The sequence below is a fragment of the Donghicola tyrosinivorans genome, assembly GCF_003003355.1.
In the GTDB taxonomy this organism is placed as follows: domain Bacteria; phylum Pseudomonadota; class Alphaproteobacteria; order Rhodobacterales; family Rhodobacteraceae; genus Donghicola; species Donghicola tyrosinivorans.
Genome location: NZ_PVTQ01000008.1, coordinates 70,937 through 97,928 on the forward strand (window position 1 = coordinate 70,937; position 26,992 = coordinate 97,928).

The following is a 26,992-nucleotide window of genomic DNA, read 5'->3' on the forward strand; positions in this document are numbered from 1 at the left end:
TACTCTCTTATTCTTCGACGATGACCGCGCTTTCCAGCACGGCATGCAGCAACACATCGGTTCCGGCCTTGGCCCATTCGGGGCTGATCTCTTCGGCCTCGTTGTGGGACAGGCCCCCAACGCAAGGACACATGACCATTGTTGCAGGGGCCACCTTAGCCGCCCAACAGGCATCATGGCCCGCGCCGGAAATCAGGTCCATATGACTGTACCCCAGCCGCTCGGCCGCGTTGCGGACGTTTGACACCAACTCTGGCGTGAAGGTAACGGGATCGAAGTGGCCCACCGCCTCGACCGAGCAGCCCACACCAAGATCAGCGCAAATTTCCGCGCCACGCTTTTCAATCTCGGCCCGCATAGCGTCCAGCTTGGCCTGATTGGGGGTGCGGATATCGACGGTGAACACCACCTTGCCCGGCAATACATTGCGCGAGTTCGGGGCGAACTGCATCTGACCCACACCGCCCACTGCATCGGGTTGGTTCGCCGTGGCGACCTCTTGCACCATCTCAAGGATGCGCGACATGGCCAGACCTGCGTTTACCCGCATAGGCATAGGGGTCGAGCCCGTATGCGCCTCTTTGCCGGTCAGGGTGAACTCCAGCCACCACAGACCCTGACAATGGGTAACAACGCCAATGTCTTTACCTTCAGCCTCAAGGATCGGACCTTGTTCGATGTGCAGCTCATAATAGGCGTGCATCTTGCGGGCGCCGACTTCTTCTTCGCCCTTCCAGCCGATGCGGGCCAGCTCATCGCCGAATTTCTTCCCCTCAAGGTCGGTGCGATTATAAGCGTAGTCCTGCGTGTGCATCCCCGCAAAAACGCCCGAGGCCAGCATGGCCGGCGCAAACCTTGCGCCTTCCTCATTGGTCCAGTTCACAACAACGATCGGATGCTTGGTCTTGATGCCCAGATCGTTCATGGACCGGACCGCCTCAAGCGCGCCCAAAACGCCCAAAACCCCGTCATACTTGCCGCCCGTCGGCTGGGTGTCCAAATGCGAGCCCACATAGACCGGCAGCGCATCCGGATCGGTGCCCGCGCGGGTCATGAACATATTGCCCATGGTATCCACGCCCATGGTCATCCCTGCGGCCTCAGACCATTCCTGAAACAAGGCCCGCCCCTCGGCGTCCTCATCGGTCAGGGTCTGGCGGTTACACCCACCCGCAATACCGGGGCCGATCTTGGCCATCTGCATCAGGCTGTCCCAAAGACGATCCCCGTTGACGGTCAGATTGGCGGTCAGTGCTGACATCCCTCTCTCCTGCTTATGCGTATCGTTGTTCGTTTTGACCAAGCGGTAAAATACCTCACCATTGCTGCATTTTTGATCAAAACAAAGCACTATTTTTCGCGGGCCTCGCCCGAATAATCAGCTTTGCGCGGCAGTTTCCCGAAACGATGCCCAAGAAACAGGCGGCCGCGCAAAGCCCTGATCCTACTCTGCCGCCTGCGCCGAGGGGTTATTCAGATGCGTGGTCCAGTTGGCATAGTCCCCACGGGTCTGGCCGGTACGAGGGTCCACCTCGCCCTTGGGCAGTTCGACCATGGTGATGCAGTTCTCGACAGGACACACATCGACGCAAAGGTTGCAGGCCACGCATTCGCTATCATTCACCTCGAACACACGGTCTTCACTCATCAGGATGGCCTGATGGCTGGTGTCCTCGCAAGCAATATAACAGCGGCCGCACTTGATGCAGGCATCCTGATCGATCTTGGCCTTGGTCACATAGTTCAGGTCCAGATACTGCCAGTCGGTCACATTGGGCGTCGCCATGCCGACGAACTGATCCACCGAGGTATAGCCCTTTTCGTCCATCCACTGGGACAGACCGCTGATCATCTCTTGCACGACCTTAAAGCCATAGGTCATCGCCGCCGTACACACCTGCACATTGCCCGCCCCCAGCGCCATAAATTCCGCCGCATCGCGCCAAGTGGTCACCCCGCCGATGCCGCTGATCGGCAACCCGTGGGTCTGGGGATCGCGGGCAATCTCGGCCACCATATTCATAGCAATCGGCTTGACCGCAGGGCCGCAATAGCCCCCGTGACTGCCCTTGCCGCCAATGGTCGGCTGCGGTGCCATCAGGTCCAGATCGACCGAGGTGATCGAGTTGATGGTATTGATCAGCGACACCGCATCCGCGCCCCCCGCCTTGGCCGCACGGGCCGGATTGCGGATGTCGGTGATATTCGGCGTCAGTTTTACGATCACGGGCTTCGAGTAATATTTCTTGCACCACTCGGTCACCATCTGGATGTACTCAGGCACCTGCCCCACGGCGCTGCCCATGCCGCGCTCGGCCATCCCGTGAGGACAGCCAAAGTTCAACTCGATCCCGTCCGCGCCGGTTTCTTCAACCAGCGGCAGGATCGCCTTCCACGATTCCTCATCACAAGGCACCATGATCGAGACAACCAGCGCCCGATCCGGATAATCCTTCTTGACCCGCGTGATCTCCTCAAGGTTGGTCTGAAGCGGACGGTCGGTGATCAACTCGATGTTGTTCAGACCTAGCAGACGGCGGTCCGCCCCATAGATCGCCCCGTAGCGCGGCCCGTTCACGTTCACCACCGGCGGCCCTTCGGACCCAAGCGTTTTCCACACCACACCGCCCCAACCGGCCTCATAGGCGCGGCGCACGTTGTATTCCTTGTCCGTCGGCGGCGCCGAGGCCAGCCAGAAGGGGTTCGGAGACTTGATGCCCAGAAAATTCGAAGTCAGATCGGCCATGTTACACCCCCATCAGCACAGCGTGGATATCTTCAGCGGCATCGCGGCCTTCCGCGACAGCCGTAACGGTCAGGTCTTCCCCGCCCGAGGCACAATCGCCCCCCGCCCAAACGCCAGTCGCGCTGGTGCGGCCTGTGTCCGTCACGGCAATCTTGCCGTCTTCGATCACCAGCCCCCCATCGGTGGTCAGGGTCTGGCCGATGGCCTTGAAGACCTGATCGGCAGGCAGGCTCATGGTCTCGCCCGTGCCGGCCAGCTTGCCGTTCTGGGTGGCGGTATATTCCAGCGTGATCGCCCCATCGCCAATGGCCACAGGCATCACGTTGAACAACAGGCGCACGCCTTTGGCGGCGGCCAAGCCCTGTTCAAAGGTACTTGCGGGCATCTCATCGCGGCTGCGGCGATAGGCGATCGTCACGCTCTCGGCCCCCAGCAGCTTGGACTGCACAGCAGCGTCCACAGCAGTCATCCCGCCGCCGATCACCACCACATTGCGGCCAACAGGCAGCATGGTCAGATCATCGCTTTGACGCAGCTCGGCAATGAAATCCACGGCAGCGGTCGCCGCCTCTTCCCCGTCGATCCGCAGGGCATTCACACCCCCCAGACCCACGCCGAGGAACACCGCGTCATAGTCGGTCTTCAGCCCGTCCAAACTCAGACCGTCACCCAAGGTCTTGCCGGTCTCAACGGTGATGCCGCCGATCTCCAGCAACCAAGCCACCTCTCTGGCGGCGAAATCATCGGTCGATTTGTAGGATGCGATCCCGTATTCGTTCAGACCGCCCGCCTTGGGCCGCCCTTCAAACAACGTCACGCTGTGACCCTTCATGGCCAAACGATGGGCACAGGCCAGACCAGCAGGCCCCGCCCCGACCACAGCCACAGTTTTGCCCGTCGCCTCGGCCCGCGCAAAGGGATGCCCTTGCCGCGCCATCAACGTATCGGTGGCATAACGCTGCAACCGGCCAATGGTCACCGGCTTGCCCTCGGCCACTTCGCGCACGCAAACCTCTTCGCAAAGAGTCTCGGTCGGGCAAACCCGCGCGCACATCCCGCCAAGGATATTCTGCGTCAGGATCGTCTTGGCCGCCGCCTCCGGCGTGCCGGTCTGGATCTGCCGGATGAACAACGGAATATCGATCGAGGTCGGACAGGCCGTCATACACGGCGCGTCATGGCAAAAATAGCAGCGATCAGCGGCAACACGTGCTTCATGGGCGTCATAGGGCGCATGAAGGTCGTCAAAATTCCTGGAAATCTCATCCGCGGCTAAGCGCCCCGAAACGATTCCTGGGGTCATCGGCGTGGTCATTGTCGGTCCCTGTTGTCATTTATTTTGACCCAAGACTGCCGCGTTCAAAAATTTTATCAATTGGTAAAATTTTCCGACAAAACACGCGGAATACGTGCGCCACGCCCGATGTTGCACCCCGGCAAAACCGGTGCGCAGATGCAGAAAACTGCGAAAATACGGCTATTTCAGCCCGTTATCACCAAGAAATAGCGGGCGGCCCAATTCCGGACCCGCGCAATTTTCTGCGCCGCAACACACGCTCGCAGTGCGCGAAAATTTTTCCCGCGCCATGCCCACAATCGACACATCCGCCCAAAATTTCAGCACAGCACCGCCAGTTACCCTGCCTGTCCCACGACAGAACATAGCTCGATCAGGAACCCGTCCCGATCCCGCACATAGGATATCACCTGTCCCCAATCCTCATGCCGCGGCGCCTGCACCGGCGCTGCCCCCGCTTTGACCGCTTGATCATAGGCCGCCGCCACATCCTCAACCTCAAACGCCAACTCGAACGTGGGTGCCTCGGCCACCGGCGTGGCGGGCGATTTCCCCAAACTGCGGATCATCTCGCGCGAGGCAATCGCCAGTTTGGTCTCCCCCGTCGCCAACTCGGCATAGTCGCCACATTCATGAATAAACGCACACTCCAACCCAAAGGCTGTCTCATAAAAAGCAACCGTTTCACGCACATCGCTCACGTATAAAATGGCATATCGAAATTTCATCTGGCCCAACGCCTCCCTGAATCAACGCCCACAAGCCTACCAGAACAAAAACGAAACATGACCAAAAAAAGCGCTCGGCAATCCCGCGCCGACGGTCCTGCTTTCATCTTGGCAAAAATACCTAAGACACAACGCCCGCCACGCAGACCGCGCCCGCCGCAAGCAGCCAAACACTGCAAACCGCCTCAGAGAGGCAAAGGATCACCGGCCCCTTGCCGCCACTGGATCGGGGTCACCCCAGTAATCCGCGCGAACTCTCTATTAAAGTTCGACTTGCTCGCAAAACCTGCCGCCAGCGAGATGTCCAGTACCGTGTCCTCGGTCCCGCGCAGCAGGGCGCAAGCGGTGGCGATCCGATAGGTATTCACAAACTGCGAGACGCTCTGCCCTGTCTCGCGGTTGATCGCCTGCGAGACCCGCCTGTCCGGCAAGCAAAGACGGCGGGCCAACCGACGCAGAGACAGGTCTTCGTCCAGATGCAGCCGCTCGCCCGTGAACAGCGCTTTGATGCGATTCACAATCTGACGATCCTCTTCGCTGGCAGGGACAGGGGCCGGATCGGGTAAGGGGTCCGAAGCCGCACCAACCTCAGCGGTCTCGGCAATCCGCCCAAAGGTTGCAGCCCCGCCGACCGCGATGATCGCCAGCGTCTGGACAACCGTCACCACCGCCCCGATGTGGCGCCCGTCGTGGCGGATGAAATCGATGATCACATAGACATCCACCAGCCCCGACAGCACCAGCGCCGCGCCCGTGCCTGCCATCGCCAAGATGATCTGCCGGCCTGAGGCCAACGGCGGTAATGTCAGCCCGTCGGTCCCTTGAGACGCGCGCCACAGCAGCAGGCCACCAAACACCAGATAGGTCAGGATGATCGCCCCGTCGCCCCCCGCCAGCGGCACCGCCAGCCAGTTCACTGGCAGCAGCAGCAGCGGCCAAAGATCCCGCCGCCCCAGCGGCGCGCGCAAGGCGTGGTAGGCCAGATAGGCCAGCACCGGCAGCACGGGCGCGATCAGCGCCGTCATGACCCCCAGCGGCAAACCGTAGCCCCACCGCAGGCTTAGCAGCAGGGACTGGACCGCATACAGCACCAACACCGCTAGAAACAGCCGGTGGGGCATCAAAGCCATCTCGCGCTGACGCCAGAACCGAAGGGCCAGCAGAGACAGCAGCAAAGTCGCGAAAAGGGGCAGAGGAACAAATAGCATGAAAAACCTGATCTTAATGGGGATGTCCTAGCGCAAATCGCGATCTTGGACGACCTAAAACGCGATTTTGGACGCTTTCGAAGCGGCGCTGTGGACCTGTGGGATCAAAACCACAACCCGACCGGAGGCCCCGATGAAGACCCTGATCCTTGCCCTGCTGATCGCCGCCGCATCTGCGACGCTGTTCCTGACCACTGGCCCCGCCTATGAAGGCAGCGCAGGCTTTGCCACCGCCCGCGCTTATGCCCCCGTGCGCCAGCAGGATATCGACTTTCACCTCTGGTATCCGGCCAACGCGGGCGGGCGGGCGATCACCGTCGGCGGCAACGGCGTGTTTTATGGCACCCCCGCAGGCAAGGGCGCACCGGCCCGCGAAGGACGCCATCCTGTGGTGATCATCTCGCACGGGGCGGGGGGCAACGCGGGGCAGTTCGGCTGGATCGCAGAGCAACTGGCGCAGGCAGGCTTTGTTGTGGCGCTGCCCAACCATCCGGGGACCACCAGCCGCAATGCCTCGGCCAGCGCCGCAGTCCGCGTGTGGGAGCGTCCCCAAGACGTCAGCGCCGTCATTGACCGGATCACCGCAAGCCCGCAGGACTTTCCCTTTGCCGATCCGAGCCGGATCGGGGTGCTGGGGTTCTCGGCGGGCGGCTACACGGCCATGGCGCTAACGGGGGCGCGTGTTGATCCAGAGGCACTGGCACGGTTCTGCGATGACAGTGATCACGGCATGTCCGATTGTGCCTTTCTGGCCAAAGCGGGGATCGACCTGCACCAGATCGACCTCAGCCCCGCCGCCGCAGATCTGCGCGATCCCCGAGTGAAGGCCGGTGTCATCATTGATCCGGGCATTATCCAGACCATCACGCAAGACAGCCTGTGGGCAATGCCGGTGCCGCTTCAGATCATCAACCTTGATGATCCGGTTCCCGCCGGTGTCGATGCCGCCAAGGCCGCCCCTCTGATCCCCCACGCCGAGTATCACCGGATCAAAGCCGCCAGCCACTTCAGCTTTCTAGCCAACTGCAAGCCGCGCGGCGCGGCTATCCTGCGCGATGAGGGCGAGCCCGACCTGCTGTGCGCTGACAGTCACGGCACAGACCGCCAAGCGATCCATGACGATCTGGCGGCCCTGATCCTGCCCTATCTGACCCGCACATTGGGGCAGTAAGGGCCCGCGATAGCGGCACGCATTTGTAATCTGCATGTTTGCGAAATTATCGGGCTGCGCCTTTGAAACTTATGCGCCAAAGGCAGCGTAACATCGTTGATATCTTGGGTAAGGGTTAGACCACATGCTTGGCAATGAATACGGAACGGGGCTGCTTTTCGACGAACGATCCCACACAGACGCAGCCCCGATGAACGCGGCAATCAAGTCCGCAACCCGCTTTTTAATGCATGACGTCCAGACGCCTCTGACTTTGGCCCGCAACGCGCTAGAGCTTGCAGCGACGGGGGCAGATCCCCAAACACTGGTTATTCTGGGGATGGTCATGAAGCGCCTGTCTCAGGTCAGCGCCAATCTGGACGCCTACCAGCATGTGACACTGGCCCACCTGGCCCCGCAGGACACCCCGTCCGAGACGATGATCGCGGCGGGCACCTTGGCGCTGAAACAGCACTTCGGGATCGATGCATTCTCGTTCACCGTGAAGGCGCCTCTAAGGCTGCCCGAAAAGGTCCTGCCTTTGTTGATCGACGCGGTGCTTGAGACCCAGCAGGCCAAGACCCGCGCGGCCCGTGTGGATGTGTCCCTGAATGGCGCCACATTGACCTTCAAATTCCTGCCCGAACTGACCCCGCAGGGACCAGCCCCCTACAAAGGAACGCGGAAAGACTTTTTGCTGCATTGGCAGACCGTGTTGTTGGAAAAATTCGGCCTCAGCTTGAATCTGGTCTGGTGCGAAGATGCAGCAACGGCCAAGTAGCGGCCCCCCATTTCCGAACACAAAAGCTGCCCAAGATGCAGCAACAATCTCAGGGAACCAGACGGCAACGCGCGCCACAGGTGCTGGTCGCCTGCATGTAGGAGATCACTTAAGTGGAATTCGAAACAGTCGAGATACTTATCGCCGAAGACGAAGAACTTGACCGGTTTTTGCTGGAACACGCCTTCAAGGCCCAAATGCTGAACAACCCTCTGAAGTTCTTTGAAAACGGTCGAGAGCTGCTGGACTATCTGGACACCCGACTGGGTGAGCAGATGCACGAGCGGTTCATCATCCTCACAGATATCAACATGCCCCGCATGTGCGGGTTCGAATTGCTGGCCAACCTCAACGCCCATCCGGCGCTGCGCCATATACCGGCCTTTGTGCTCAGTTCATCCCACGATGAGAGCGACGTGCAAAAAGCCAGCGATCTGGGAATTTCCGGCTATATCAGCAAGGAAAACGCGGGCGAGGATTTCTTAAAGGGCCTCCAGATGATCGGAAGACAGGCCCGCGCGTCCTAAGCCCTGAATTGCCGCTTGGTGCCTGAGGCGACCCGCGCTCAGGCACCAAGCGGCAAGCGCAGCACGAACAGCGCACCGCCCGCCGCCCCCGGATCCTCGCATGAGATCATGCCGTCCAGCTTCTGGGCCAGACGTCTGACAATCGCGAGCCCCAGCCCCGATGCTTCGGGGCCTTTTTTGCCGTCGCCCACGTCAAACGGATCAAAAATCCGCTTCCGCAGGTCCGCTGGTACGCCTTGCCCGTTATCGTGCACACTGATTTCGACCTGACCGCCCTTTTGCGCCGCGGACAGGGTCACCGACATCGTGTTCCGGCCCCCGTGTTTGACGGCGTTCTCGATCAGGTTCTCAACTATACGCTCAACAAGCGCCGGATCGGTGTGCAGGTTGATATCGGCGCCCGGCAGCAGCCTTGTATTGCAGCGCACCTCATATTTCTCGGCCAGTTCGCGCAAAAGGTCTTGCAGGTCCACGTCCTTGCTCTGAACCGGTATCAAGCGGGTGCCCAGATAGGTCGTGAACGTGCTGGTCAGGTTCTCTAGCCGTTTGGTGTTCTCTAGGATGCGTGCCTTTAATTCATCATCTGTAAGCCCCTTCATGGCTTTCAACTGTTCCCACATGCTGGTGGCCGTGCGGATATTGCGGATGGGTGATTTCAGATCATGGGCCAATGAGGCCCGCATTAGCGACAGTTCATACTCTTGCTCTTTCACCAGTGCATAAGCGTCAGACAATTCCATCAGCCGATCACTCAGTTCGCGGTTCTGGCGCCACGCAAGGCGCGTCCGTTCAATCGCAAACAGGATCAGCGCCACAGCCAGCACCCGCGAGAGGGCAAAGCGCTGGCCCCAGATGTTGGCGGCAAGCACGCTTTCCGCGCGGACCGGCAGGGACAATTCCCATGTGCGGTTGAATGCGCTGATCTGCTTGGTGATCAGGTTGGTCTGCGCGTCGCCATAAGCAAAGACCAAGATATCTTTGTCCCAAACCACAAACGGAAACTCATCCCCGATCTCTTCGATGACCCCCTCAAAAAGAGCCTCCAGATCAAAACCGACCGCCAAATAGCCAATGATCTCGGCCTCTCTAAGGATTGGGGCGATCAAGGCCACACGAAGGCGGTCATCATTGCTAAGCATCCCGTCCAGCTGAAACGGGGCCGAGATTGTCACCTGTTTGCTGTCACGCGCCTGTTCCAGCGCCAGTACCCACGCCGGTTTTTGCATAATGTTGTTGAGCAACGAGCTTTCCAGCAATTCCGGTGGCGAACTGTGATGGATGTTATAGTCCGCGCTCATCCAGGACATTGCCAACAGGCTTTCAAAGCCGCTGACATAATTGTCCGCATCCTGCTGCCACGCCTCATAAGACGGATAGGCATCCACCGCGATCCGGTCGGCCATCCGCTCAAGTGCTTCAACCAGATTTAGCAACTCGTTCTCGGTCCGGTGTGCGGCCACTTCAGAGGCGGTGGTGACGCGGGTGATCTCGACCTCGAATTGCGACATCATAAGGGCATGGCGCAGCACTTGCGTGCCGGTGCTGATCACGACCCCCGCCACCAACAGAGTGGCTAGCGTCATCCGCTTGGCAAGGGGGATTTCCTCATGGCGGCGCAGCAAGATCGCTGCGGCAGTGGCCACAACCAAGGCACTTTGCAGTGGCGGCAGCATCCGCAGGTCCAGCAGGTCGCTGTCATTCAGGCCGATCAAGGTTGCGACAAGGCCAACCCCCGTGAAGGTGGCAATAGCAAACAACAGCGCAAGGCCGATGCCAAACCACGCGCGGGCACGGCGAAACCGGTTGGTCGCGAACTGTGCAAATGTCAGCCCATAGGCCACCACAGGATAATAGAACGCGTAGCTGACCAGATCTTCGGGCGCGGGCGATCCGTAGACTACCAAAGCCGCCGCGAACCCCACCGCATTCACCGCCGCCAGAATATGCAGAAAGTCACCTAGTCGGGAAAACCGGTGCAGCACATATCGCTGCAGGATCAGCGCGATCACAATAAGGGTTGTCGAGGCGTTCAGGCACGCCAGCAGCTCGATCGTGCCACCGGTTGCCAAGCCTTGCACCAGAACCAGCGCGGCCAGGAACAGTGCCACGATCTCAACGCCCCTCAGGACGGCTTTGTTCATCATCGGTGCCGCTTTCGTAAGTTCGAAGTCTTAGAATGCCCCCTAAAACGCTATCAATGCAGATGATCCAAACTGGTCAGGACCAGCCCAAACACATCACAAAGGCCAATTTTTAAAGGCATCATGTGGATCCTATACGGTTCAGAAAATAAAATAGTTGCACAATAACTCACAGTTTTTGATAAATTCCCGAAGCGCATGAAATGTAAGTGCAATCTTCGCCTTTCCGCACGACTTTCCCCCGTTTTGGCAGCAAACAGTCATCCTAGGGAAAAGACGCTTTGCCCTCTAGGATCGACAGCGCCCCTTGGCCCCTTGGTCGCAGACGGAATACGGGACGTTCTTCGTGATTGACTCTGTGCGGGAACCCTCTCATTACGAACGGGTGAACGGTTCTGCCACGCGCGACACGGCGCAGCAGACGTAAAAGGGAACACGGTGAGGCGTACCCATCAGGGACCGAAACCGAGGCTGCCCCCGCAACTGTGAGCGGTGAGTGCGTCCGACACGCCACTGGGATCTTCCCGGGAAGGCCGGACAGCACGACGACCCGCAAGCCAGGAGACCTGCCGTCACGGGGTTCGGGAAACCGGCCCTTCCTATCCGGACGCCGGGGTGAGCGTCTGGCTCGGCAGGCCTTGAACAGACTTACCGTGTCCAGCTTCCCTTCTGTCCTTTCATCCGTGGGCGTAGCCCATTCGCCTGAAAGGGTCGTTATGAGAAACATGATCTTTGCCGCCGCACTGGCGACTTTGATACCGATCAGCGGGCAGGCGCATTTCCTGCTGCCCTATGCCGCTGAAACCCAGATCGCCAAACCCGGCGATGTGACGCTGGCTGTCGTCTTCTGGCATCCGTTCGAAAACGGTCACGTCATGGATATGCAGGCGCCCGAGGCCTTCTATATGATCCACAATGGTGAAAAGACCGACCTGATAGACCGGCTTGAGGCCGCAGTCTTCAAAGGGGCGCAGAACGAAGGTGCCGCCTTCCGCGCGACCCTGCCGGTCAAGCGGTCCGGCGACTATGTCCTCGTGACCCAGCCCGCGCCCTACTATGAGACAAGCGAAGACAAATACATCCAGCAGCTGACCAAAGTGGTGTTCAACCGCAACCAGCTGCCCACCGACTGGGCCGATCCTGTGGGTCTGCCGACCGAGATCGTCCCGCTGGTCAAACCCTACAACGTGGTTGTCGGATCAACCTTCACCGGTCAGGTGCTGCGCGAAGGCCAGCCCGCCGCAGGGATCGAGATTGAGGTCGAATATGTGGCCGCCACCCCCGATCTGGGCAGCTTTGCCGCGACCCCGCCCACGGCCAAACCTCTGCCCGGCGGATCGCTGGTCGTGGTGTCGGATATGAACGGCTATTTCAGCTTTGGCATCCCCAAGGCAGGATGGTGGGGCTTTGCTGCCCTCGGCTCTGGCCCCGTGACGGAACATGAGGGCAAGGAACTTAGCCAGGACGCGGTGTTCTGGATCAACGCCTTCGATCTGGAGTGAGAGATGCATATCGTTGACGGTGCCCTCTCGAACCCTGTGGTGATTGCCGGAACCGTGCTGGCGGTGGGCGGCATGGCGATGGGCCTGAAGAAACTGACGCTGGAACGCATTCCCGCCACGGGCATTCTGGCGGCCAGCTTTTTTGTCGCCTCACTGATCCATGTGCCGATCGGGCCGTCCTCGGTCCACCTGATCCTGAACGGTCTGGCGGGTCTGATCCTTGGATGGGCGGCCTTTCCCGCGCTGTTCGTGGGGCTTTTGCTTCAGGCGGTGTTCTTCGGCTTTGGCGGCTTTACGGTGCTGGGGGTCAACACCCTGAACATCGCAGGTCCCGCCGTGCTGGCGTGGCTGATCTTTGGCCCGATGGTCGAACGCAGCAGCCCCCGCAACGGCGCCATCTGGGCAGGCATTGGCGGCGCCTTTGCCACGGCCACCACCACCCTTGGCGTGGCCTTCTCGCTGATGCTGACGGGGGATGAGTTTATCCCCGCCGCCAAGCTGGTGTTCTTTGCCCATATCCCCATCATGGTGATCGAGGCCCTGCTGACCGGCGCGGCCGTCTATCTGGTGCGCAAGGTGCGGCCCGACCTTTTCACCGCCGTGAAGGAGCCTGCCGAATGATCCGCGCGATGCTCTTGATCCTGACCCTTGCCGCCCTGCCCCTGCCCGCGATGGCCCATAAGGTGATCTTTGCGGTCTTCAAATCCGGTGAGACCATCGAAGGCGAGCTTGGCTTTTCCAACGGCGACATGGCCCCCAATGCGCGGATCGAGGTGTTCTCGGACACCGACGAAGTGCTGGGTGAGGCTGTGACCGATGCGGACGGGTTCTTCTTGTTCACCCCCACCCAGCCCGTGCGCCATGTGTTCAAGGCCAACTTGGGCGCGGGCCACATCGCCGAAACCGACATGAGCGCCGAAGACGTGGCCGACATCCTTGGCGTCGCCGCGATTGCCTCGGAAACGAGTGCCGCAGCCGCCCCCGTCACGACGAACACCGGCACGGTGGTTGCGTCATTGTCCCCCGAGGAACGTCTGGCAATTGCCGAGGCCGTGCGCGACGAAATCCGCCCCCTGCGCCGCGAGATCGCCGCCTATCGGGAAAAGAACGATCTGCAAACGGTGCTTGGCGGCATCGGCTATATCATGGGCCTCTTCGGTCTTTACTTCTACATCGCCGCCCGTCGGCGGATGCAGGGTTAAGGGGCGCGAATGGTGCAACGGTTGATCAGCGCGGATGAGGCAACGGCAGGCGGGTTTCCGTTTGCCTACGGCTACCTCTCGCGCCTTGATCCCCGTTTGCGGATCGTGCTGGCCGCCAGTTTTGCCGTGGCCGTGGTGGCCCTGTCGGACCTTGTGGCGCTGAGCGGCGCAGTACTGCTGGCCGCATGCCTCTTGCCCCTGTCGGGCCTGCCCGCCAAACGCACCTTCAAGCGGATGGCAGGCATGGACGGGTTCATCATCTTTACCCTGATCCTGCTGCCGTTTTCGGTCTCTGGCACGCCGATCTTTACCGTCTTTGGCATCCATGCCTCATGGGAGGGGCTATGGCAGGCGGTTGAAATCGCCCTGACCGCCAACGCAGTGATCTTGGCGTTGATGTGTCTGGTGGGCTCAATGCAGCCAGTGACCATGGGCCATGCCCTGCACGCCCTGAAAGCGCCCCCGCAACTGGTGCAGCTGCTGATGTTCACCATCCGCTATATCGAGACCCTACGCAGCGAATACCTGCGTCTGCGCGGCGCGATGAAGATGCGCGGCTTCAAACCGGGCACCAACTGGCACACCTACCGCAGCTTTGGCTATCTGGTGGGCATGATGCTGGTCCGCGCCTTGGAACGGTCCGAACGGGTGCTTGGCGCTATGAAGTGTCGCGGCTTTACCGGCCGTTTCGTCCTACTGGAAGATTTCCGCATGCGCGCGCAGGATTGGGCTTTCGCCGCCCTCTTCCTTGGGGCAACAGTGCTGCTGATCCTGATTGAACTGCGCCATGTCCTTGCTTGAACTGCACGATATCACCTTTGCCTATCCGGCCCACGGGCTGACGCTGAACGGCGCGTGCCTGCGCCTTGGCGCGGGAGAGCGTCTATCGATCACCGGCCCCAATGGCGCGGGCAAATCCACGCTGCTGAAAATCGCCGTCGGACTGTTGCGCCCCGCATCGGGCCGCGTTGTCGCCTTCGGGCAGGACCGCCGCACCGAGGCTGACTTTACCGAGGTCCGCCGGCGCATCGGTTATGTGTTCCAAGACCCCGACGATCAGCTGTTCTGCCCCACCGTGGCCGAAGATATCGCCTTTGGCCCCCTCAACCTTGGCAAGTCCAAGGAAGAGGCGCTGGCAATCGTGGACAGCATTCTGGGTCGCATGCACCTGTCACACCTGCGCGACCGGATCACCCATCACCTCTCGGGCGGGGAAAAGCGGCTGGTGACTCTGGCCACCGTGCTGGCAATGGACCCCGATATCCTGATTTTGGACGAGCCGACAAACGCGCTGGACATCGAGAATGAGGCCCGCCTGCTGGAGATCCTGCAAAGCCTGCCCCAAGCGATCCTGCTGATCAGCCACAGCGCCGATTTCCGTGAAAAGATCGCCCCTTGTGGCTACCGGCTGGCGGATGGCGTTTTGACCCCGCTGGACTGACGCCAGAGGGGCCACACCGGCCAACATGAGTGAAACTCATAACAATCTATAGAAACATGAATTAGCCACCCAAGGGCACCCGTGTTACCCCGCGCGTAACAAAAAGGTGCCCCTGATGATTTCTCTCTCGCTGCCCCGCAGCCCTTCGTACGACGCCATCGCCAAAGCCGCTGAGGAGCGTATTCTGATCCTCGATGGTGCGATGGGGACGATGATCCAGACCCTGAACATGACCGAAGAGGACTTTACCGCCAGCGGTCATATCCACGGCCCCAGTTGCCGCCACCATTCGGATCACCCGCAAAAGGGCAACAACGACCTGCTGGTCCTGACCCAGCCCCAAGCGGTCGAGGATATCCAGCTACAGTTCGCTCTGGCCGGCGCCGATATTCTTGAAACCAATACGTTTTCGTCAACCACCATCGCGCAGGCCGACTATGGCTTGGAAAACGCGGTACATGATCTGAACGTCGCAGGCGCGCAGGTGGCCCGCCGCGCCGCAGACCGCGCCACCGCACAGGACGGCAAACCCCGTTGGGTGGCGGGCGCTGTGGGGCCGACCAACCGCACAGCCTCCATCAGCCCCGATGTGAATGACCCCGGCTACCGCGCCGTGACCTTTGACGATTTGCGCAGCGCCTACGGCCAGCAGATCGACGGGCTGATCGCGGGAGGCTCGGACCTGATCCTGATCGAGACGATTTTCGACACGCTGAACGCCAAAGCCGCTATTTTCGCGGCCTTTGAAAGCTTTGCCAAAGTGGGTCGGCAACTGCCCATCATGATCTCGGGCACCATCACCGATGCCTCAGGCCGGACGCTTTCGGGTCAAACGCCCACGGCCTTCTGGCACTCGGTCCGTCATGCGCGGCCCTTCACTGTGGGTCTGAACTGCGCCCTTGGCGCGGACGCCATGCGGCCCCATCTGGCGGAACTGGCGGGCGTTGCCGATACCCGTATCTGCGCCTACCCCAACGCGGGCCTGCCCAACGCCTTTGGACAATACGATGAAACGCCCGAGCAAACCGCCAAACTGGTCGAGGTCTTCGCCCGCGAAGGTCTGATCAACGTGGCTGGCGGCTGCTGCGGCACCACCCCTGACCACATCCGCGCCATCGCGGAACATGTCGCCCCCTACGCCCCCCGCCAGATCAAGGAGACCGCCGATGTCTAAACCTCTTCTGCGTCTTTCCGGTCTGGAACCCTTTGTCCTGACCCCCGACATTCCCTTCGTCAACGTGGGCGAGCGGACGAACGTCACCGGCTCGGCCAAGTTCCGCAAGCTGATCACCAACCGCGACTATGCCACCGCTTTGGATGTGGCCCGCGATCAGGTGGAGAACGGCGCGCAGATCATCGATGTGAACATGGATGAAGGTCTGATCGACAGCAAACAGGCGATGATCGACTTTCTGAACCTCATCGCTGCCGAACCCGACATCGCCCGCGTGCCGATCATGATCGACAGCTCGAAATGGGAGGTGATCGAGGCCGGCCTGAAATGCGTGCAGGGCAAGCCGGTGGTGAACTCGATCTCGCTGAAAGAAGGCGAAGAGGCGTTCATTCACCACGCCAGCCTCTGCCTTGCCTATGGCGCGGCGGTTGTGGTCATGGCCTTCGATGAGGCAGGCCAAGCCGACACTCTTCAACGCAAGATCGAGATTTGCGAACGCGCCTATAAGGTGCTGACAGAAAAGGTCGGCTTCCCGCCCGAAGACATCATCTTTGACCCCAACGTCTTTGCGGTCGCTACCGGCATCGAAGAACATAACAACTACGGCGTCGATTTCATCGAGGCCACCCGCTGGATCCGCCAGAACCTGCCCCACGCCCATGTATCGGGCGGCGTGTCGAACCTGTCGTTCAGCTTCCGTGGCAATGAGCCCGTGCGCGAAGCGATGCACGCAGTCTTCCTCTATCACGCCATTCAGGCGGGCATGGATATGGGCATCGTCAACGCCGGTCAGCTGGCGGTCTATGACCAGATCGATGCCGACCTGCGCGACGCCTGCGAGGATGTGGTTCTGAACCGCACCCCGGATGCCACCGAGAACCTGCTAGAGATCGCAGAACGCTATCGCGGCACAGGCCGCGAAGAGAAAAAGCGCGATCTGGCGTGGCGCGACTGGCCCGTTGAAAAGCGGCTTGAACATGCGCTGGTGAACGGCATCACCGAATTCGTCGATGAGGATACCGAGGCCGCCCGCCTTCAGGCCGAAAAGCCGCTGGATGTGATCGAAGGCCCGCTGATGGCGGGGATGAACGTGGTCGGTGACCTCTTTGGCGCAGGCAAAATGTTCCTGCCGCAGGTGGTCAAATCCGCCCGCGTGATGAAACAGGCCGTCGCCGTCCTGCTGCCCTATATGGAGGCCGACAAAGAAGGCGGCCGTGAGGCTGCTGGCAAGATCCTGATGGCCACCGTGAAGGGCGACGTCCACGACATCGGCAAGAACATCGTCGGCGTGGTTCTGGCCTGCAACAACTATGAGATTATCGATCTTGGCGTCATGGTCCCGCCCCAGAAAATTCTGGAAGAGGCCCGCAAGCACAACGTGGATATCATCGGCCTTTCGGGTCTGATCACGCCCTCTCTGGACGAAATGGTCCATCTGGCGACCGAACTAGAAAAAAGCGGCTTTGACGTACCGCTGCTGATCGGCGGCGCGACCACCTCCAAGGTGCATACGGCGGTGAAAATCTCGCCCCGTTACCAGCGCAATCAGGCGATCTATGTGACCGATGCCAGCCGCGCGGTGGGTGTGGTCTCGGCCCTACTCAGCCCGACCCAGCGGGACGGTTATATCGAAAACATCCGCACTGAATACGCCGAAGTGGCCGACCGCCATGAACGGGCCGAACTTGCCAAACAGCGCCTGCCCCTGGCCGCCGCCCGCGACAATGCGTTCAAACTGGATTGGTCGGATTACACCGTTCAAGCCCCAAAATTCACCGGTCAGAAGGTGATCGAGGACTGGGATCTGGCGGAAATCGCCCGCTACATCGACTGGACGCCCTTCTTCCAGACGTGGGAGCTGAAAGGCGTCTACCCCCGTATTCTGGAACACGAAACCTACGGCGAGGCGGCGCGGAACCTCTTTGCCGACGCGCAGGCGATGCTGCAGCGGATCATCGGCGAGGGTTGGTTCAAACCCCGCGCCGTCGTCGGCTTCTGGCCCGCGAACCGCAAAGGCGACGACATCCAGCTTTACGCCGATGACGCCCGCAGCCAGCCGCTACAGGTTCTGCATACCCTGCGTCAGCAGACCTCAAAGCGGAAGGACAGCCCCAATCTGGCGCTGGCCGATTTCGTCGCGCCCGAAGGCGTGGCCGATTATGTGGGCGGCTTTGTGGTGACCGCTGGCCCCGAAGAAGACCCGATCGCCAAGAAATTCGAAGCCGCAGGCGACGATTACAGCGCGATCATGGTCAAGGCTCTTGCTGACCGCTTTGCCGAAGCCATGGCCGAGATGCTGCACGAACGGGTGCGCCGCGATTACTGGGGCTACGCCAAGGATGAGGCCTTCAGCCCCGCCGAGCTGATTGCCGAGCCCTACCGCGGCATCCGCCCCGCCCCGGGCTATCCGGCGCAGCCCGACCACACGGAAAAGTTGAGCCTCTTTAAGCTACTGGACGCCACAGCTGCCACAGGGGTTGAACTGACCGAGAGCATGGCCATGTGGCCCGGCGCCTCGGTCTCGGGTCTCTATCTGGGCCATCCGGACGCCTATTACTTCGGCGTCGCCAAGGTCGAGCGGGATCAGGTCGAAGACTACGCCGCCCGCAAAGGCATGGATGTGGCCGAGGTCGAGCGCTGGCTAGCCCCGATCCTGAACTACCGCCCCGACAGCGGCGCGGCCACTGTTGCGGCTGAATAAACGATAAGGGATCGGCGCGGACAGCCGCGCCGATCCCATTCGACAGGAAATCTACTGTCTATGTGAATTATCATCACCACATGTTGTGAAAATTGCTGGTTGGCTCAAGTGCGACGGGCACCGGTCATCCGCGATCACTGTTTCAACATTAGAGATCAATCCTGCATAGCCTGCCGTTGCGGGCCGCCACTTTGTGTCTGCCAGCCGGTCGCAAATCATGTTCGATTTGCTGACAAGTCTTATAGTAGCGTGAACCGCGACCAAATTACCTAAAATTCCATGCGACACGATATAAGGGTCGCATGAGTTCATCCGATACAACTTATGCGAATGAGGCAGAAATCGGCCCGAAACGCCCTATGCATTCTTGTTAGAAGAAATTTCGTATCAGGTCCTGTTCGGCCTTTATCCACCAGCCAAACAGGGGACGCAAGGCCGCGCCAATATTCAGCCAGCCATAAAAAAGGCCGCTTAACGCGGCCCAAGTTGCTGAAATGTTGGGAAAAGGTCTTATTCCCACTCCATCTCTTCATAGACGCGGCCTGCGTTCTTGGTGGCAAGCTCTTCAAAGGTATCCAGCCGCTGCCATTGGGTCTGATCCACGTAATAAGCGCCCGCCAGATCGCCGCCCCCGTCGATATGCTCGCCGATTTTGGCCCGCAGATCAGTCAGGTAGTCAAAGGTAAACCGACGCACCTGCGCCAGATTGGTCGGGTGGCCGTGACCGGGGATGACATAGGTGGGGGCAAGGGGTTCGAACGCGGTCTCCCACGTCTCCAACCAGCATTTGGTGCAGGTGCCCTCAAAGATCGGCAGCATCCTTTCGTGGAAGGCAATATCCCCCGCGATCATCATGCCCCACGCAGGAATCCAGACCTGAGTATCGCCAGGATCATGGGCAGGGCCGAGGTACAGCACCTGAATCTCGACCCCGCCGAGAGAGATATCATAGCGGTCGCTAAAGCTGATGTTCGGCAGGGCGATGGTGGTCCCTTCGGCCTTGTCGCGGTTGTAGCGCTGCATCCCTTGCAGGATAAAGTCTGCCTCTTTCTCAAAGGCTGCGATGGCGTCCACATGGGCCAGAATATCCACCCCTTGGGCGGCCCAATAGCTGTTCCCCAACATGGCGTGGCCTTGCCCGTTTTCATTGATCACCAGCACCACGGGTTTGTCGGTGATAGCCTTGATTTCCTCATGAAGAGCGGCAGCAAGACGGTACGACGCGCCACCATTGATCACAATGACCCCTTCATCGGTTTCGATGAAGCTGAGGTTATTGTTATGACCCGAATTCTCATAGGTCGGCGGCGCGGTGGCCCCGATGGCCGAGAAGACATGAGGGATCACCTCGACCGGTTTGGAATATAGCTCTGACTGGGGGTATTGGTCCGCGATGTCTTCGCTGGCCGTGGCCATGCCCGCAGAGAGGCAAAGTGCTGCGGTTAAAATCTGTTTCATCTAATCCTCCCGAACTCTGGCACGGATATTACATCATATGCGAATATATGCACGTAAAATAGCGCACGAGGTCGGGAGGGTTGAACCTTCTTCTCCGAGGTCGGTCTTTGTGGCGGACAGCGTGCCGTAGGTATTTATACCAAGATGAAGGAGGGGGCGGTTTTTGCCCCCTTCTGATCGTTAGCGTGGCAGAGCGGCCAACATGGCGCTGAGGATCGTGTGGGCCGAGGCTGCGCCCGGGTCCATATGGCCGACAGACCGTTGCCCCAGTTTCTTTGATCTACCGCGTTTGCTTTCCATATCGCACGTTGCTTCGGCGCCATCTTTGGCACCTTGGGTTGCGGCGCTGAGGACTGCGCGTGGATCACCCGTTGGAACACTGGCCAGCGCCGCTTTGGTGGCTGGGGCCCACGCATCGATCATGGTTTTGTCGCCGATGGACGCGCCGCCACGTTTGAGGATTCCGTTCAGCATGCCCTCGACCCAAGCCGCTGTGGCCGTAGCATCAAGGTTGAGGCGATCGGCGACTGCTTTGCCTGCGCTGTTGAAGGCGCTGGCGTAGAGAGGGCCGGAGGAGGCGCCGACGGCGTCCAGAAAGGCTTTGGCAGCCTTGGTGCAAGTCTGGGTGATGGTATCGTCTGCTGGGGCGGCATTGAGAGCCACTTTGACGGCAGTCCAGCCGATGTCCATCGTCACGCCGTGATCGCCATCACCGATGACGCCATCAAGTTCGGAGAGGTGGTCTTTTTCCCGTGCAATGGCCTCGGCGGCGGCCAGCATCATGGTACGAAAATCCTGTGGGGTGATGGTGCCGTCCGTTTTCAGTGTGGCGCGGTCGATGGTGCCGTCCGTTTTCAGCGCGGCACGGTCGATGGTGTCGGCCCGTGTGGCAGCGGCATAGTCGCGCGGGGTAAGGGTTGCGCCGGTGATGGGTTCGGGAGCGGTGCCAACGGTCAAGGCGGGCGTGCGGCAGGGGTGCGCGAGGTAGCGCTTCAGGTCGTCATCCAGATGGATGAGGGTGATCGAGGCCCCCGCCATCTCCATCGAGGTGCAGTATTCCCCGACCCATGTTTGCCAGATTTTGACGCCGCGCCCCTCTAGGATTTGGGCGACGCGGCGGTTGATCAGGTAGAGTTCCATCAGGCCGGTTGCGCCAAGTCCGTTGACCAGAACGGCGACTTCAGAGCCCGCATTAAGCGCCATTTCGTCAAGGATCAGGCCCATCATCTCATCGGTGACCGCGTCGGCGCTGGCGATCTTAGTGCGGCGCATGCCGGGCTCGCCGTGCAGGCCCATGCCGATTTCCATCTCATCGGGGCCGATGTCGAAGTTCGGCTTCAGGGTCTGGGGCATCGAGCAGGCCGACAGGGCCACGCCCATAGAGAGGGTCGCGCGGTTGGCTTTCTGGGCGGCGGCTTCGACCTGTTCCAGCGGCAGGCCCATGTCCGCGGCAGCGCCTGCGACCTTGAAGACGAAGAAATCCCCTGCGATGCCGCGCCTTTCATGGGCGCGATCCGCAGGCGCGCTGGCCACATCGTCGATCACCGCGACCGAGCGGGCATTGATCCCGATGGCGGCGCATTCCTCAGCGGCCATGTCGAAATTCAGCACGTCGCCGGTGTAGTTGCCGTAGAGCAGCAGCACCCCTGCCCCGCCGTCCACGGCCATTGCGGCCTCTTTGATGTGCTGGGGCGAGGGCGAGGCGAAGACGTTGCCCACCGCCGCCGCATCGGCCAGACCGCGGCCCACATAGCCCGCAAAGGCAGGCTCATGCCCCGAGCCGCCACCGATCACGATGCCCACCTTACCATCACGGGGACCGTCCACGGCCACGACCGCGCGGCCCGTGGCCCCGTCAAGGCGCAGCATGTCGGGGTGGGCGTAGATCATGCCCTCGATCATCTCGGGGATAATCGCCTCGGGCGCGTTCATCAGCTTTTTGGTCGGGGTGTGGGTCATGATCGGTCCTGAAATCTTGGGGTAGGCGCTGCCCTGACGCGGGCGGCGCGGGCCTTAGTCCTGAGCGCGGGTGCGGGGCAGGATACGGCGCAGATAGCGCCGGTTGGTGCCCGCAACGCTCAGACCATCGCCGCCATAGTGTTCGCACAGGAAGGGGCTGTTGAAGCCGTATTCCATCGCTTTGCGGATCGCCGCGCGGTAGTTGATGATGCCGAATTCCAGCGCCGCAGGGGCGGTCATGATGGCACCGGTCACCGCGTCCTCGGTCCGGATGTAGTTTTTCACGTGCCAATATTTGGCATAGGGTGCGATCTTGTCGATCATAGTGGCCCAATGTTCCACAGGGCGATGCAGGCGCACCAGATTGCCGATGTCCGCGCAGATACCCACGTTGGGGCGGTTCACATCCTGCACGAATTTCACCGAGCTATCGGCGGTGCCAAGGAAGCTGTCTTCATACATCTCCAGCGCCACTTCGATCCCCAGTTTAGCGGCGTGATCGCCAAGCTCTTGGGTGCGGGCGACGGCCAGCTTCCATTCCTCGGGGTCCTCGGACACCGGCGGATTGGGCACGGTCCAGAACCAGAGGGCCTGCTTCTGTGCGTCCGACAAAGGCCCGAAGAAGCCGAAACAGACCGAGGTCGCGCCGATCTTGGCCGCCGTGTCGATCACGCGGTGGGCGTAGGCAAGGTTCGCCTCGCCATTTTCAGGGCAGATCAGGTTGTTGCGCGAGGTGGAAATGGCAGGGATCGTCAGACCTTTAGAATGGACCACATCCATGAACTCTTGCAGGCGCGCTTCGCTGAGGTCCGCGATGCGCAGCCATGAATCCGTGGGGTCCAGCTCGGTAAAGCCAGCGTCGACCACATCCTCAAGGGTTTCGGCCCATTCAGCGGCGGTCTGGTCAAAGACGCGGGTACCATCAGGCAGCACACCGGGAAAGTTGATCATGGCGGCCGCAATTGGCCAGTTGCTGCGGGTATAAAGGGGCTTTTTCATCAATCAGACTCCGATCTGTCCACCAAGTTCGTCTTCGATGTGGATGCGGATAATCTCTTCGAACGAGGTTTCCGCCGTAAAGCCCAATTCGATCGCCCGCTTCGGGTCAAAGTCGCAAGGCCAGCCTGCAACGATGCCCTGAATGGTGGCATCGGGTTCGCGGCGGATCAGGGCGGTGGCTTTGGGGCCAGCCACCTTTTCCAGTGCGGCGATCTGATCGGCAACGGTGGCCGACAGGCCCGGCATCATCAGGCTGCGGCGCGGGCCGACCTTGGCCAGATCTAGCGTGGCGGCATGGGTAAAGAACCCCACAGCGGCACGGGGGCTGGCGAACCAGTGGCGCACGCTGTCATCCACGGGCAGCACGGCCTCTTGGCCCACCAGCGGCTCGCGCAGGATGTTCGAGAAAAAGCCCGAAGCCGCAGCATTGGGTTTGCCGGGGCGCACGCAGATGGTGGGCAGGCGGATGCTGACCCCATCAATGATGCCGCGACGGGAATAGTCGGCAATCAGAAGCTCGATAATTGCTTTCTGGGTGCCATAGCTTGTGAGTGGCGTGGTAAAGAATTCATCCCCGATTTTCTCAGGGAAAGGCGCGCCAAAGACCGCGACCGAAGAGGCAAAGATCAGACGCGGCTTGTAGGCCTCGCGCTGGCCCTCATGGCGGATGGCTTCTAGCAAGGCGCGGCCGCCGTCCAGATTGACGCGGTAGCCTTTGTCAAAGTCGGCCTCGGCCTCGCCCGAGACAACGGCGGCAAGGTTGAAGATGATGTCGGGACGCTCTGCGATCAGCGCCTCTGCCGCGCCATCCGTGGACAGGTCCAGCGCCTGACACTTGGCCTTGTCTGCCAGTGCGGCGGGGGCGGCAGGTTCGATCACATCGACCAGCGTCAGGCCTGAGACGGGCGCACCCAGAATGTTGGGGGTCTTTGCCACTTGCTCCAGCAGCTTGCGGCCGATCATACCGGCAGCGCCGATGACGAGTACTTTCATAGGGTATTCTCCTGAAATCCGGTCCCGCCGCGCCAAGGGGCGCAGGCGGGGAATGCCGCAAAGGTGCGGCGCTGTTTAGACGGTCTCGCGGTCCGCGCGGTGGTTCGCGGCCATGCGCACCAGCAGATCAAAGGCCTGACGGGTTGCGCCCACGTTGGCCTTGTTCTGCCCCGCGATATCAAAGGCAGTGCCATGGGCGGGGGTGGCCACGGGGATCGGCAGACCGCCCGCAACTGTGACGCCCCGCTCAAAGCCCATCAGCTTGATCGCGATCTGGCCTTGGTCGTGGTACATGGTCACGACGGCATCGACCTCGCCCCGTTTGGCCTTGAGGAACACCGTGTCCGAGGGCCAAGGCCCCGTCACATGCATCTGCTTGTCCTGCGCCGCCTTCACGACCGGCTCTAGGATGTCGATCTCTTCGCGGCCGAACTTGCCATTGTCGCCTGCGTGGGGGTTCAACGCCGCCACCGCGATATGAGGCCGCGCTTTGCCTGCCCGTTTCAGCGTGTCCGAGGCCAGATTGATCGCCTTGTTCACGGCCTCAGGTGTGATGCGCTCTGCCACCTCTTTCAGGCCGATGTGGCTGGTGACGCGGGTGGTCATCAGATCGTCCAGAACGTTGATTTCGCTGTGATATCCGGTGAAGCCCAGATACCGCGCCATATAGCGGTGCTCATCCTCGGCGTTCAGGCCAGCAGCGGTCAGCGCCGCCTTGTTGAATGGGCCGAACAGCACCCCGTCCACCAGACCGGCGGTCGCCAGATCAAGCGCCTTGTCCAGACACCGCAGGGCGCAGGTGCCGCCCGCAACCGTGACCTCAGCGATCTTCACATCCTCGGGGGCGATGGTCTGCATGGGCAGCCAAGACAAGCCCGCTTGGGTGGGCAGGTCGCCTTCGGTGATCTTGTTCAGCGCAACAGGTAGATCGGCCTGCACAGCGCCTTGGCTCCAGACATGATCATCCCCGACCAGCACGATATGCGCGCTGTCTGTGACGCCTTCGTCGTTCAGCAGCTTGGCGATCAGTTCAGGCCCGATGCCCGAGGGGTCGCCCGGAATGATGGCGATACGTGGTTTCAGGTCTGTCATTGCAGATACCCCGTGAGTGCGAGTGACACCTGCGGGACGTAAGTCACCAGCAGCAGGATGAAGGCGAGAACACCGATGAACGGCAGGTTGGCGCGAGAAGTCTCCCAGATGCCGGACTTGGCGATCGAGCAGGATGTGATCAGGACCGAGGCCACAGGCGGCGTTTGCTGACCAATCGCAAGATTCAGCGTGACCATGATGCCGAAATGGATCGGATCGATCCCCACGGCGGTCACCAGCGGCATGACCACAGGCACCACCAGAATGATTGCGGCCGCGCCATGCAGGAACATGCCAAGCACCAGAAGCAGCAGGTTCAACAGCGCCAGAACGATCAGCGGATTGGTCGTAACCTCGGTGATCTGTTGTGCCAGTTGCTGGGGCACCTGCGCTTGGGTCAGGAACAGGCCCAATGCGGCAGAGGTGGCGACCAGCAGCATGACCACGCCGGTCTGGCTGACGCCTTCCAGCATGACTTTGCGCAGGCGGCGCACATCCAGATCACGGTAGATAAAGATCCCGATCACCAGTGCCGCCAGCACGGCCAGCCCTGCGCCTTCGGTCGCGGTCACGATGCCCGAGAAGATGCCACCAAGGATGATGACCGGCATGGTCAGCGCCCAGAAAGCCTCTTTAAAGCTGCGCCAGACGTGGCACAGATCGAACCCTTCGGCGCGGGGCAGATCATAGCGGATCGCCAGCCCGTAGGTGACCAGCATCAACAGGCCCCCGCCAAGCACGCCTGGCACGATGCCCGCAACAAACAGCTTCAGCACCGAGACCTCGGCAATCGCGCCGTAAAGGATCATCGGGATCGACGGCGGGATGATGATCGCCAGCGATGCCGAGGACGAGGTAATCGCCGCCGCCAAAGTCCGCGAATAACCGCGCTTTTTCATCTCGGGGATCAGCACGGTGCCGGTTGCGGCCACATCAGCCACGGCAGAGCCCGAAATCTCGGCAAAGACCATCGAGACGCCGATATTGACCATCCCCAGACCGCCACGGACAAAGCCGATCAGCGCCGAGACAAAGTTGATCAGCCGGACCGAGATGCCCGAGGTGTTCATCAGGTTCCCCGCCAGAATGAACAGCGGGATCGCGATCAGCGGGAATGAGGTCGCGCCGGAATAAAGCGCAATCGCCATGTCATAAAGTGTTGCGCCACCGGGGGTCAGCACCAGCCCGCCAAGGGCCACGATGCCAATGGCCACAGCGATGGGCACGTTGATCAGGATCAGGCCGATCAGAACAACGGTTGTCAGAAACAGGATCATTTATGCCCCTCCTTCAGGGCCGCGTCCGCGTTGTCGCGTTCAGCCTCGGCGATGGCGTGCTCGATTTCCGCGTGGTCCGCGTCGATGCCCTCGGCGGCGTTTTTCAACGCGCGGGGCATGGTCAGCAGCGTGCCGATGATCATCAGGACCGCGCTGACGGGGATCACCGATTGAACGATGTCCAGCGTCATCCAGCGGATCGACAGCAAGGAATCCCACTTGGCCACCGCCAGCACAGCGTTGCCGTACCATGCGACCACAGCGAAAAAGCCGATGACAAGGAATTCAGATAGCAGCGCCAGTGCAATCGCGGCCTGACGCGGCAGAGCGGTGACAAGACCGCCAAAGCTCATGTGTTGACGCATGAACAGCGCGTAGGTCGCGCCGAAATAGGTCAGCCAAGCCAGCAAGACACTGGCGATTTCGTCATACCAAGAGGGCGAGGCCCCCAGATAGCGCATGGTGGTGGAATAGATCACCGCCAGCGCCAGTGTGACCAGCAGCACAAGGCAGATCGTCTCGATCAGCCAAAGCAGCAGTTTTTCGATAGTCGCGACCAAAGCGTTTGGCCTCCTCCGGACAGAAGACACCGGCCAGCACGAGGGCCAGCCGGTGA

At 60.8% G+C, this 26,992-nt stretch carries 23 protein-coding genes and 1 riboswitch; of the genes, 10 read left to right on the forward strand and 13 right to left on the reverse strand.

Annotated elements, in window-relative coordinates; genetic code table 11:
• Positions 1–7: 7 nt before the first annotated feature.
• The 5 genes from CLV74_RS12565 to CLV74_RS12585 form a co-directional block, all read right to left on the reverse strand.
• Complete coding sequence (locus CLV74_RS12565) at positions 8–1,261, reverse strand: Zn-dependent hydrolase (RefSeq protein WP_106265277.1); 1,254 nt, start codon at positions 1,259–1,261, stop codon at positions 8–10.
• A gap of 183 nt (positions 1,262–1,444) precedes the next feature.
• Complete coding sequence (gene preA, locus CLV74_RS12570; RefSeq protein WP_106265279.1) at positions 1,445–2,746, reverse strand: NAD-dependent dihydropyrimidine dehydrogenase subunit PreA; 1,302 nt, start codon at positions 2,744–2,746, stop codon at positions 1,445–1,447.
• A 1-nt stretch (position 2,747) separates the two neighbouring features.
• Positions 2,748–4,061 (reverse strand): NAD(P)-dependent oxidoreductase, encoded by a 1,314-nt coding sequence (locus tag CLV74_RS12575; RefSeq protein WP_106265281.1) that lies wholly within the window; start codon positions 4,059–4,061, stop codon positions 2,748–2,750.
• Positions 4,062–4,381: 320 nt separating this feature from the next.
• The gene (locus tag CLV74_RS12580) at positions 4,382–4,771 is read right to left on the reverse strand and encodes a VOC family protein (protein ID WP_106265284.1); all 390 of its coding nucleotides are present in this window, start codon (positions 4,769–4,771) and stop codon (positions 4,382–4,384) included.
• A gap of 185 nt (positions 4,772–4,956) precedes the next feature.
• Positions 4,957–5,979: a helix-turn-helix domain-containing protein gene (locus CLV74_RS12585; protein ID WP_106265287.1), complete on the reverse strand. Its 1,023-nt coding sequence runs from the start codon at positions 5,977–5,979 to the stop codon at positions 4,957–4,959.
• Between the two features lie 133 nt (positions 5,980–6,112).
• On the opposite strand from CLV74_RS12585, the gene CLV74_RS12590 reads away from it, so the two are divergent.
• The 3 genes from CLV74_RS12590 to CLV74_RS12600 all read left to right on the forward strand — a co-directional run bounded on the left by CLV74_RS12590 (position 6,113) and on the right by CLV74_RS12600 (position 8,437).
• Positions 6,113–7,150, forward strand: a complete 1,038-nt coding sequence (locus CLV74_RS12590; protein ID WP_106265289.1) for an alpha/beta hydrolase family protein — start codon at positions 6,113–6,115, stop codon at positions 7,148–7,150.
• A gap of 124 nt (positions 7,151–7,274) precedes the next feature.
• Positions 7,275–7,910 (forward strand): hypothetical protein, encoded by a 636-nt coding sequence (locus tag CLV74_RS12595; protein ID WP_106265291.1) that lies wholly within the window; start codon positions 7,275–7,277, stop codon positions 7,908–7,910.
• A gap of 113 nt (positions 7,911–8,023) precedes the next feature.
• A complete protein-coding gene (locus tag CLV74_RS12600) occupies positions 8,024–8,437 on the forward strand; it encodes a response regulator (RefSeq protein ID WP_106265293.1) in 414 nt (137 codons plus the stop codon).
• A 38-nt stretch (positions 8,438–8,475) separates the two neighbouring features.
• Here the strand turns inward: CLV74_RS12600 and CLV74_RS12605 are convergent, their stop codons facing one another.
• Positions 8,476–10,581: a sensor histidine kinase gene (locus CLV74_RS12605; RefSeq protein WP_106265296.1), complete on the reverse strand. Its 2,106-nt coding sequence runs from the start codon at positions 10,579–10,581 to the stop codon at positions 8,476–8,478.
• Positions 10,582–10,950: 369 nt separating this feature from the next.
• A riboswitch (cobalamin riboswitch) is annotated at positions 10,951–11,166 on the forward strand.
• A 128-nt stretch (positions 11,167–11,294) separates the two neighbouring features.
• Here CLV74_RS12605 and CLV74_RS12610 point away from each other — a divergent pair.
• The 7 genes from CLV74_RS12610 (at position 11,295) to metH (ending at position 18,598) form a co-directional block, all read left to right on the forward strand.
• A complete protein-coding gene (locus CLV74_RS12610) occupies positions 11,295–12,080 on the forward strand; it encodes a DUF4198 domain-containing protein (RefSeq protein ID WP_106265298.1) in 786 nt (261 codons plus the stop codon).
• A 3-nt stretch (positions 12,081–12,083) separates the two neighbouring features.
• Positions 12,084–12,701 carry a cobalt transporter CbiM gene (gene cbiM / locus CLV74_RS12615; RefSeq protein ID WP_106265300.1) on the forward strand — a complete coding sequence of 206 codons (618 nt, stop codon included), beginning with the start codon at positions 12,084–12,086 and terminating at the stop codon, positions 12,699–12,701.
• Positions 12,698–13,282 (forward strand): cobalt ABC transporter permease, encoded by a 585-nt coding sequence (locus tag CLV74_RS12620; protein ID WP_106265302.1) that lies wholly within the window; start codon positions 12,698–12,700, stop codon positions 13,280–13,282. The genes cbiM and CLV74_RS12620 overlap by 4 nt, the downstream gene beginning before the upstream one ends.
• Before the next feature lie 9 nt (positions 13,283–13,291).
• On the forward strand, positions 13,292–14,083 hold the full coding sequence (gene cbiQ / locus CLV74_RS12625; protein WP_106265304.1) for a cobalt ECF transporter T component CbiQ: 792 nt from the start codon (positions 13,292–13,294) through the stop codon (positions 14,081–14,083).
• On the forward strand, positions 14,070–14,723 hold the full coding sequence (locus CLV74_RS12630) for an energy-coupling factor ABC transporter ATP-binding protein (protein WP_106265306.1): 654 nt from the start codon (positions 14,070–14,072) through the stop codon (positions 14,721–14,723). The genes cbiQ and CLV74_RS12630 overlap by 14 nt, the downstream gene beginning before the upstream one ends.
• 115 nt (positions 14,724–14,838) lie before the next feature.
• Positions 14,839–15,897, forward strand: a complete 1,059-nt coding sequence (locus tag CLV74_RS12635; RefSeq protein ID WP_106265308.1) for a homocysteine S-methyltransferase family protein — start codon at positions 14,839–14,841, stop codon at positions 15,895–15,897.
• Positions 15,890–18,598: a methionine synthase gene (gene metH, locus CLV74_RS12640; protein ID WP_106265310.1), complete on the forward strand. Its 2,709-nt coding sequence runs from the start codon at positions 15,890–15,892 to the stop codon at positions 18,596–18,598. The genes CLV74_RS12635 and metH overlap by 8 nt, the downstream gene beginning before the upstream one ends.
• A gap of 510 nt (positions 18,599–19,108) precedes the next feature.
• Here metH and CLV74_RS12645 read toward each other — a convergent pair.
• From CLV74_RS12645 to CLV74_RS12675, 7 genes are all read right to left on the reverse strand, one after another.
• The gene (locus CLV74_RS12645) at positions 19,109–20,056 is read right to left on the reverse strand and encodes an MBL fold metallo-hydrolase (protein ID WP_106265312.1); all 948 of its coding nucleotides are present in this window, start codon (positions 20,054–20,056) and stop codon (positions 19,109–19,111) included.
• 180 nt (positions 20,057–20,236) lie between these two features.
• On the reverse strand, positions 20,237–22,015 hold the full coding sequence (dhaL, locus tag CLV74_RS12650) for a dihydroxyacetone kinase subunit DhaL (protein ID WP_106265314.1): 1,779 nt from the start codon (positions 22,013–22,015) through the stop codon (positions 20,237–20,239).
• A 54-nt stretch (positions 22,016–22,069) separates the two neighbouring features.
• Complete coding sequence (locus CLV74_RS12655) at positions 22,070–23,014, reverse strand: sugar phosphate isomerase/epimerase family protein (RefSeq protein WP_106265316.1); 945 nt, start codon at positions 23,012–23,014, stop codon at positions 22,070–22,072.
• Between the two features lie 3 nt (positions 23,015–23,017).
• Positions 23,018–24,007, reverse strand: coding sequence for a D-erythronate dehydrogenase (denD, locus tag CLV74_RS12660; protein WP_106265318.1), 990 nt, complete (start codon positions 24,005–24,007; stop codon positions 23,018–23,020).
• Between the two features lie 75 nt (positions 24,008–24,082).
• Positions 24,083–25,099, reverse strand: a complete 1,017-nt coding sequence (locus CLV74_RS12665) for a 4-hydroxythreonine-4-phosphate dehydrogenase PdxA (protein ID WP_211299044.1) — start codon at positions 25,097–25,099, stop codon at positions 24,083–24,085.
• A complete protein-coding gene (locus CLV74_RS12670; RefSeq protein ID WP_106265320.1) occupies positions 25,096–26,376 on the reverse strand; it encodes a TRAP transporter large permease in 1,281 nt (426 codons plus the stop codon). The genes CLV74_RS12665 and CLV74_RS12670 overlap by 4 nt, the downstream gene beginning before the upstream one ends.
• A complete protein-coding gene (locus CLV74_RS12675; RefSeq protein ID WP_106265323.1) occupies positions 26,373–26,936 on the reverse strand; it encodes a TRAP transporter small permease in 564 nt (187 codons plus the stop codon). The genes CLV74_RS12670 and CLV74_RS12675 overlap by 4 nt, the downstream gene beginning before the upstream one ends.
• Between the last annotated feature and the right edge of the window lie 56 nt (positions 26,937–26,992).

Bases quoted from the DNA above. Each gene is read 5' to 3' on its own strand.
- CLV74_RS12565 (WP_106265277.1), bottom strand. From the start codon at position 1,261: ATGTCAGCACTGACCGCCAATCTGACCGTCAACGGGGATCGTCTTTGG.
- preA (WP_106265279.1), bottom strand. From the start codon at position 2,746: ATGGCCGATCTGACTTCGAATTTTCTGGGCATCAAGTCTCCGAACCCC.
- CLV74_RS12575 (WP_106265281.1), bottom strand. From the start codon at position 4,061: ATGACCACGCCGATGACCCCAGGAATCGTTTCGGGGCGCTTAGCCGCG.
- CLV74_RS12580 (WP_106265284.1), bottom strand. From the start codon at position 4,771: ATGAAATTTCGATATGCCATTTTATACGTGAGCGATGTGCGTGAAACG.
- CLV74_RS12585 (WP_106265287.1), bottom strand. From the start codon at position 5,979: ATGCTATTTGTTCCTCTGCCCCTTTTCGCGACTTTGCTGCTGTCTCTG.
- CLV74_RS12590 (WP_106265289.1), top strand. From the start codon at position 6,113: ATGAAGACCCTGATCCTTGCCCTGCTGATCGCCGCCGCATCTGCGACG.
- CLV74_RS12595 (WP_106265291.1), top strand. From the start codon at position 7,275: ATGCTTGGCAATGAATACGGAACGGGGCTGCTTTTCGACGAACGATCC.
- CLV74_RS12605 (WP_106265296.1), bottom strand. From the start codon at position 10,581: ATGATGAACAAAGCCGTCCTGAGGGGCGTTGAGATCGTGGCACTGTTC.
- CLV74_RS12610 (WP_106265298.1), top strand. From the start codon at position 11,295: ATGAGAAACATGATCTTTGCCGCCGCACTGGCGACTTTGATACCGATC.
- cbiM (WP_106265300.1), top strand. From the start codon at position 12,084: ATGCATATCGTTGACGGTGCCCTCTCGAACCCTGTGGTGATTGCCGGA.
- CLV74_RS12620 (WP_106265302.1), top strand. From the start codon at position 12,698: ATGATCCGCGCGATGCTCTTGATCCTGACCCTTGCCGCCCTGCCCCTG.
- cbiQ (WP_106265304.1), top strand. From the start codon at position 13,292: ATGGTGCAACGGTTGATCAGCGCGGATGAGGCAACGGCAGGCGGGTTT.
- CLV74_RS12630 (WP_106265306.1), top strand. From the start codon at position 14,070: ATGTCCTTGCTTGAACTGCACGATATCACCTTTGCCTATCCGGCCCAC.
- CLV74_RS12635 (WP_106265308.1), top strand. From the start codon at position 14,839: ATGATTTCTCTCTCGCTGCCCCGCAGCCCTTCGTACGACGCCATCGCC.
- metH (WP_106265310.1), top strand. From the start codon at position 15,890: ATGTCTAAACCTCTTCTGCGTCTTTCCGGTCTGGAACCCTTTGTCCTG.
- CLV74_RS12645 (WP_106265312.1), bottom strand. From the start codon at position 20,056: ATGAAACAGATTTTAACCGCAGCACTTTGCCTCTCTGCGGGCATGGCC.
- dhaL (WP_106265314.1), bottom strand. From the start codon at position 22,015: ATGACCCACACCCCGACCAAAAAGCTGATGAACGCGCCCGAGGCGATT.
- CLV74_RS12655 (WP_106265316.1), bottom strand. From the start codon at position 23,014: ATGAAAAAGCCCCTTTATACCCGCAGCAACTGGCCAATTGCGGCCGCC.
- denD (WP_106265318.1), bottom strand. From the start codon at position 24,007: ATGAAAGTACTCGTCATCGGCGCTGCCGGTATGATCGGCCGCAAGCTG.
- CLV74_RS12665 (WP_211299044.1), bottom strand. From the start codon at position 25,099: ATGACAGACCTGAAACCACGTATCGCCATCATTCCGGGCGACCCCTCG.
- CLV74_RS12670 (WP_106265320.1), bottom strand. From the start codon at position 26,376: ATGATCCTGTTTCTGACAACCGTTGTTCTGATCGGCCTGATCCTGATC.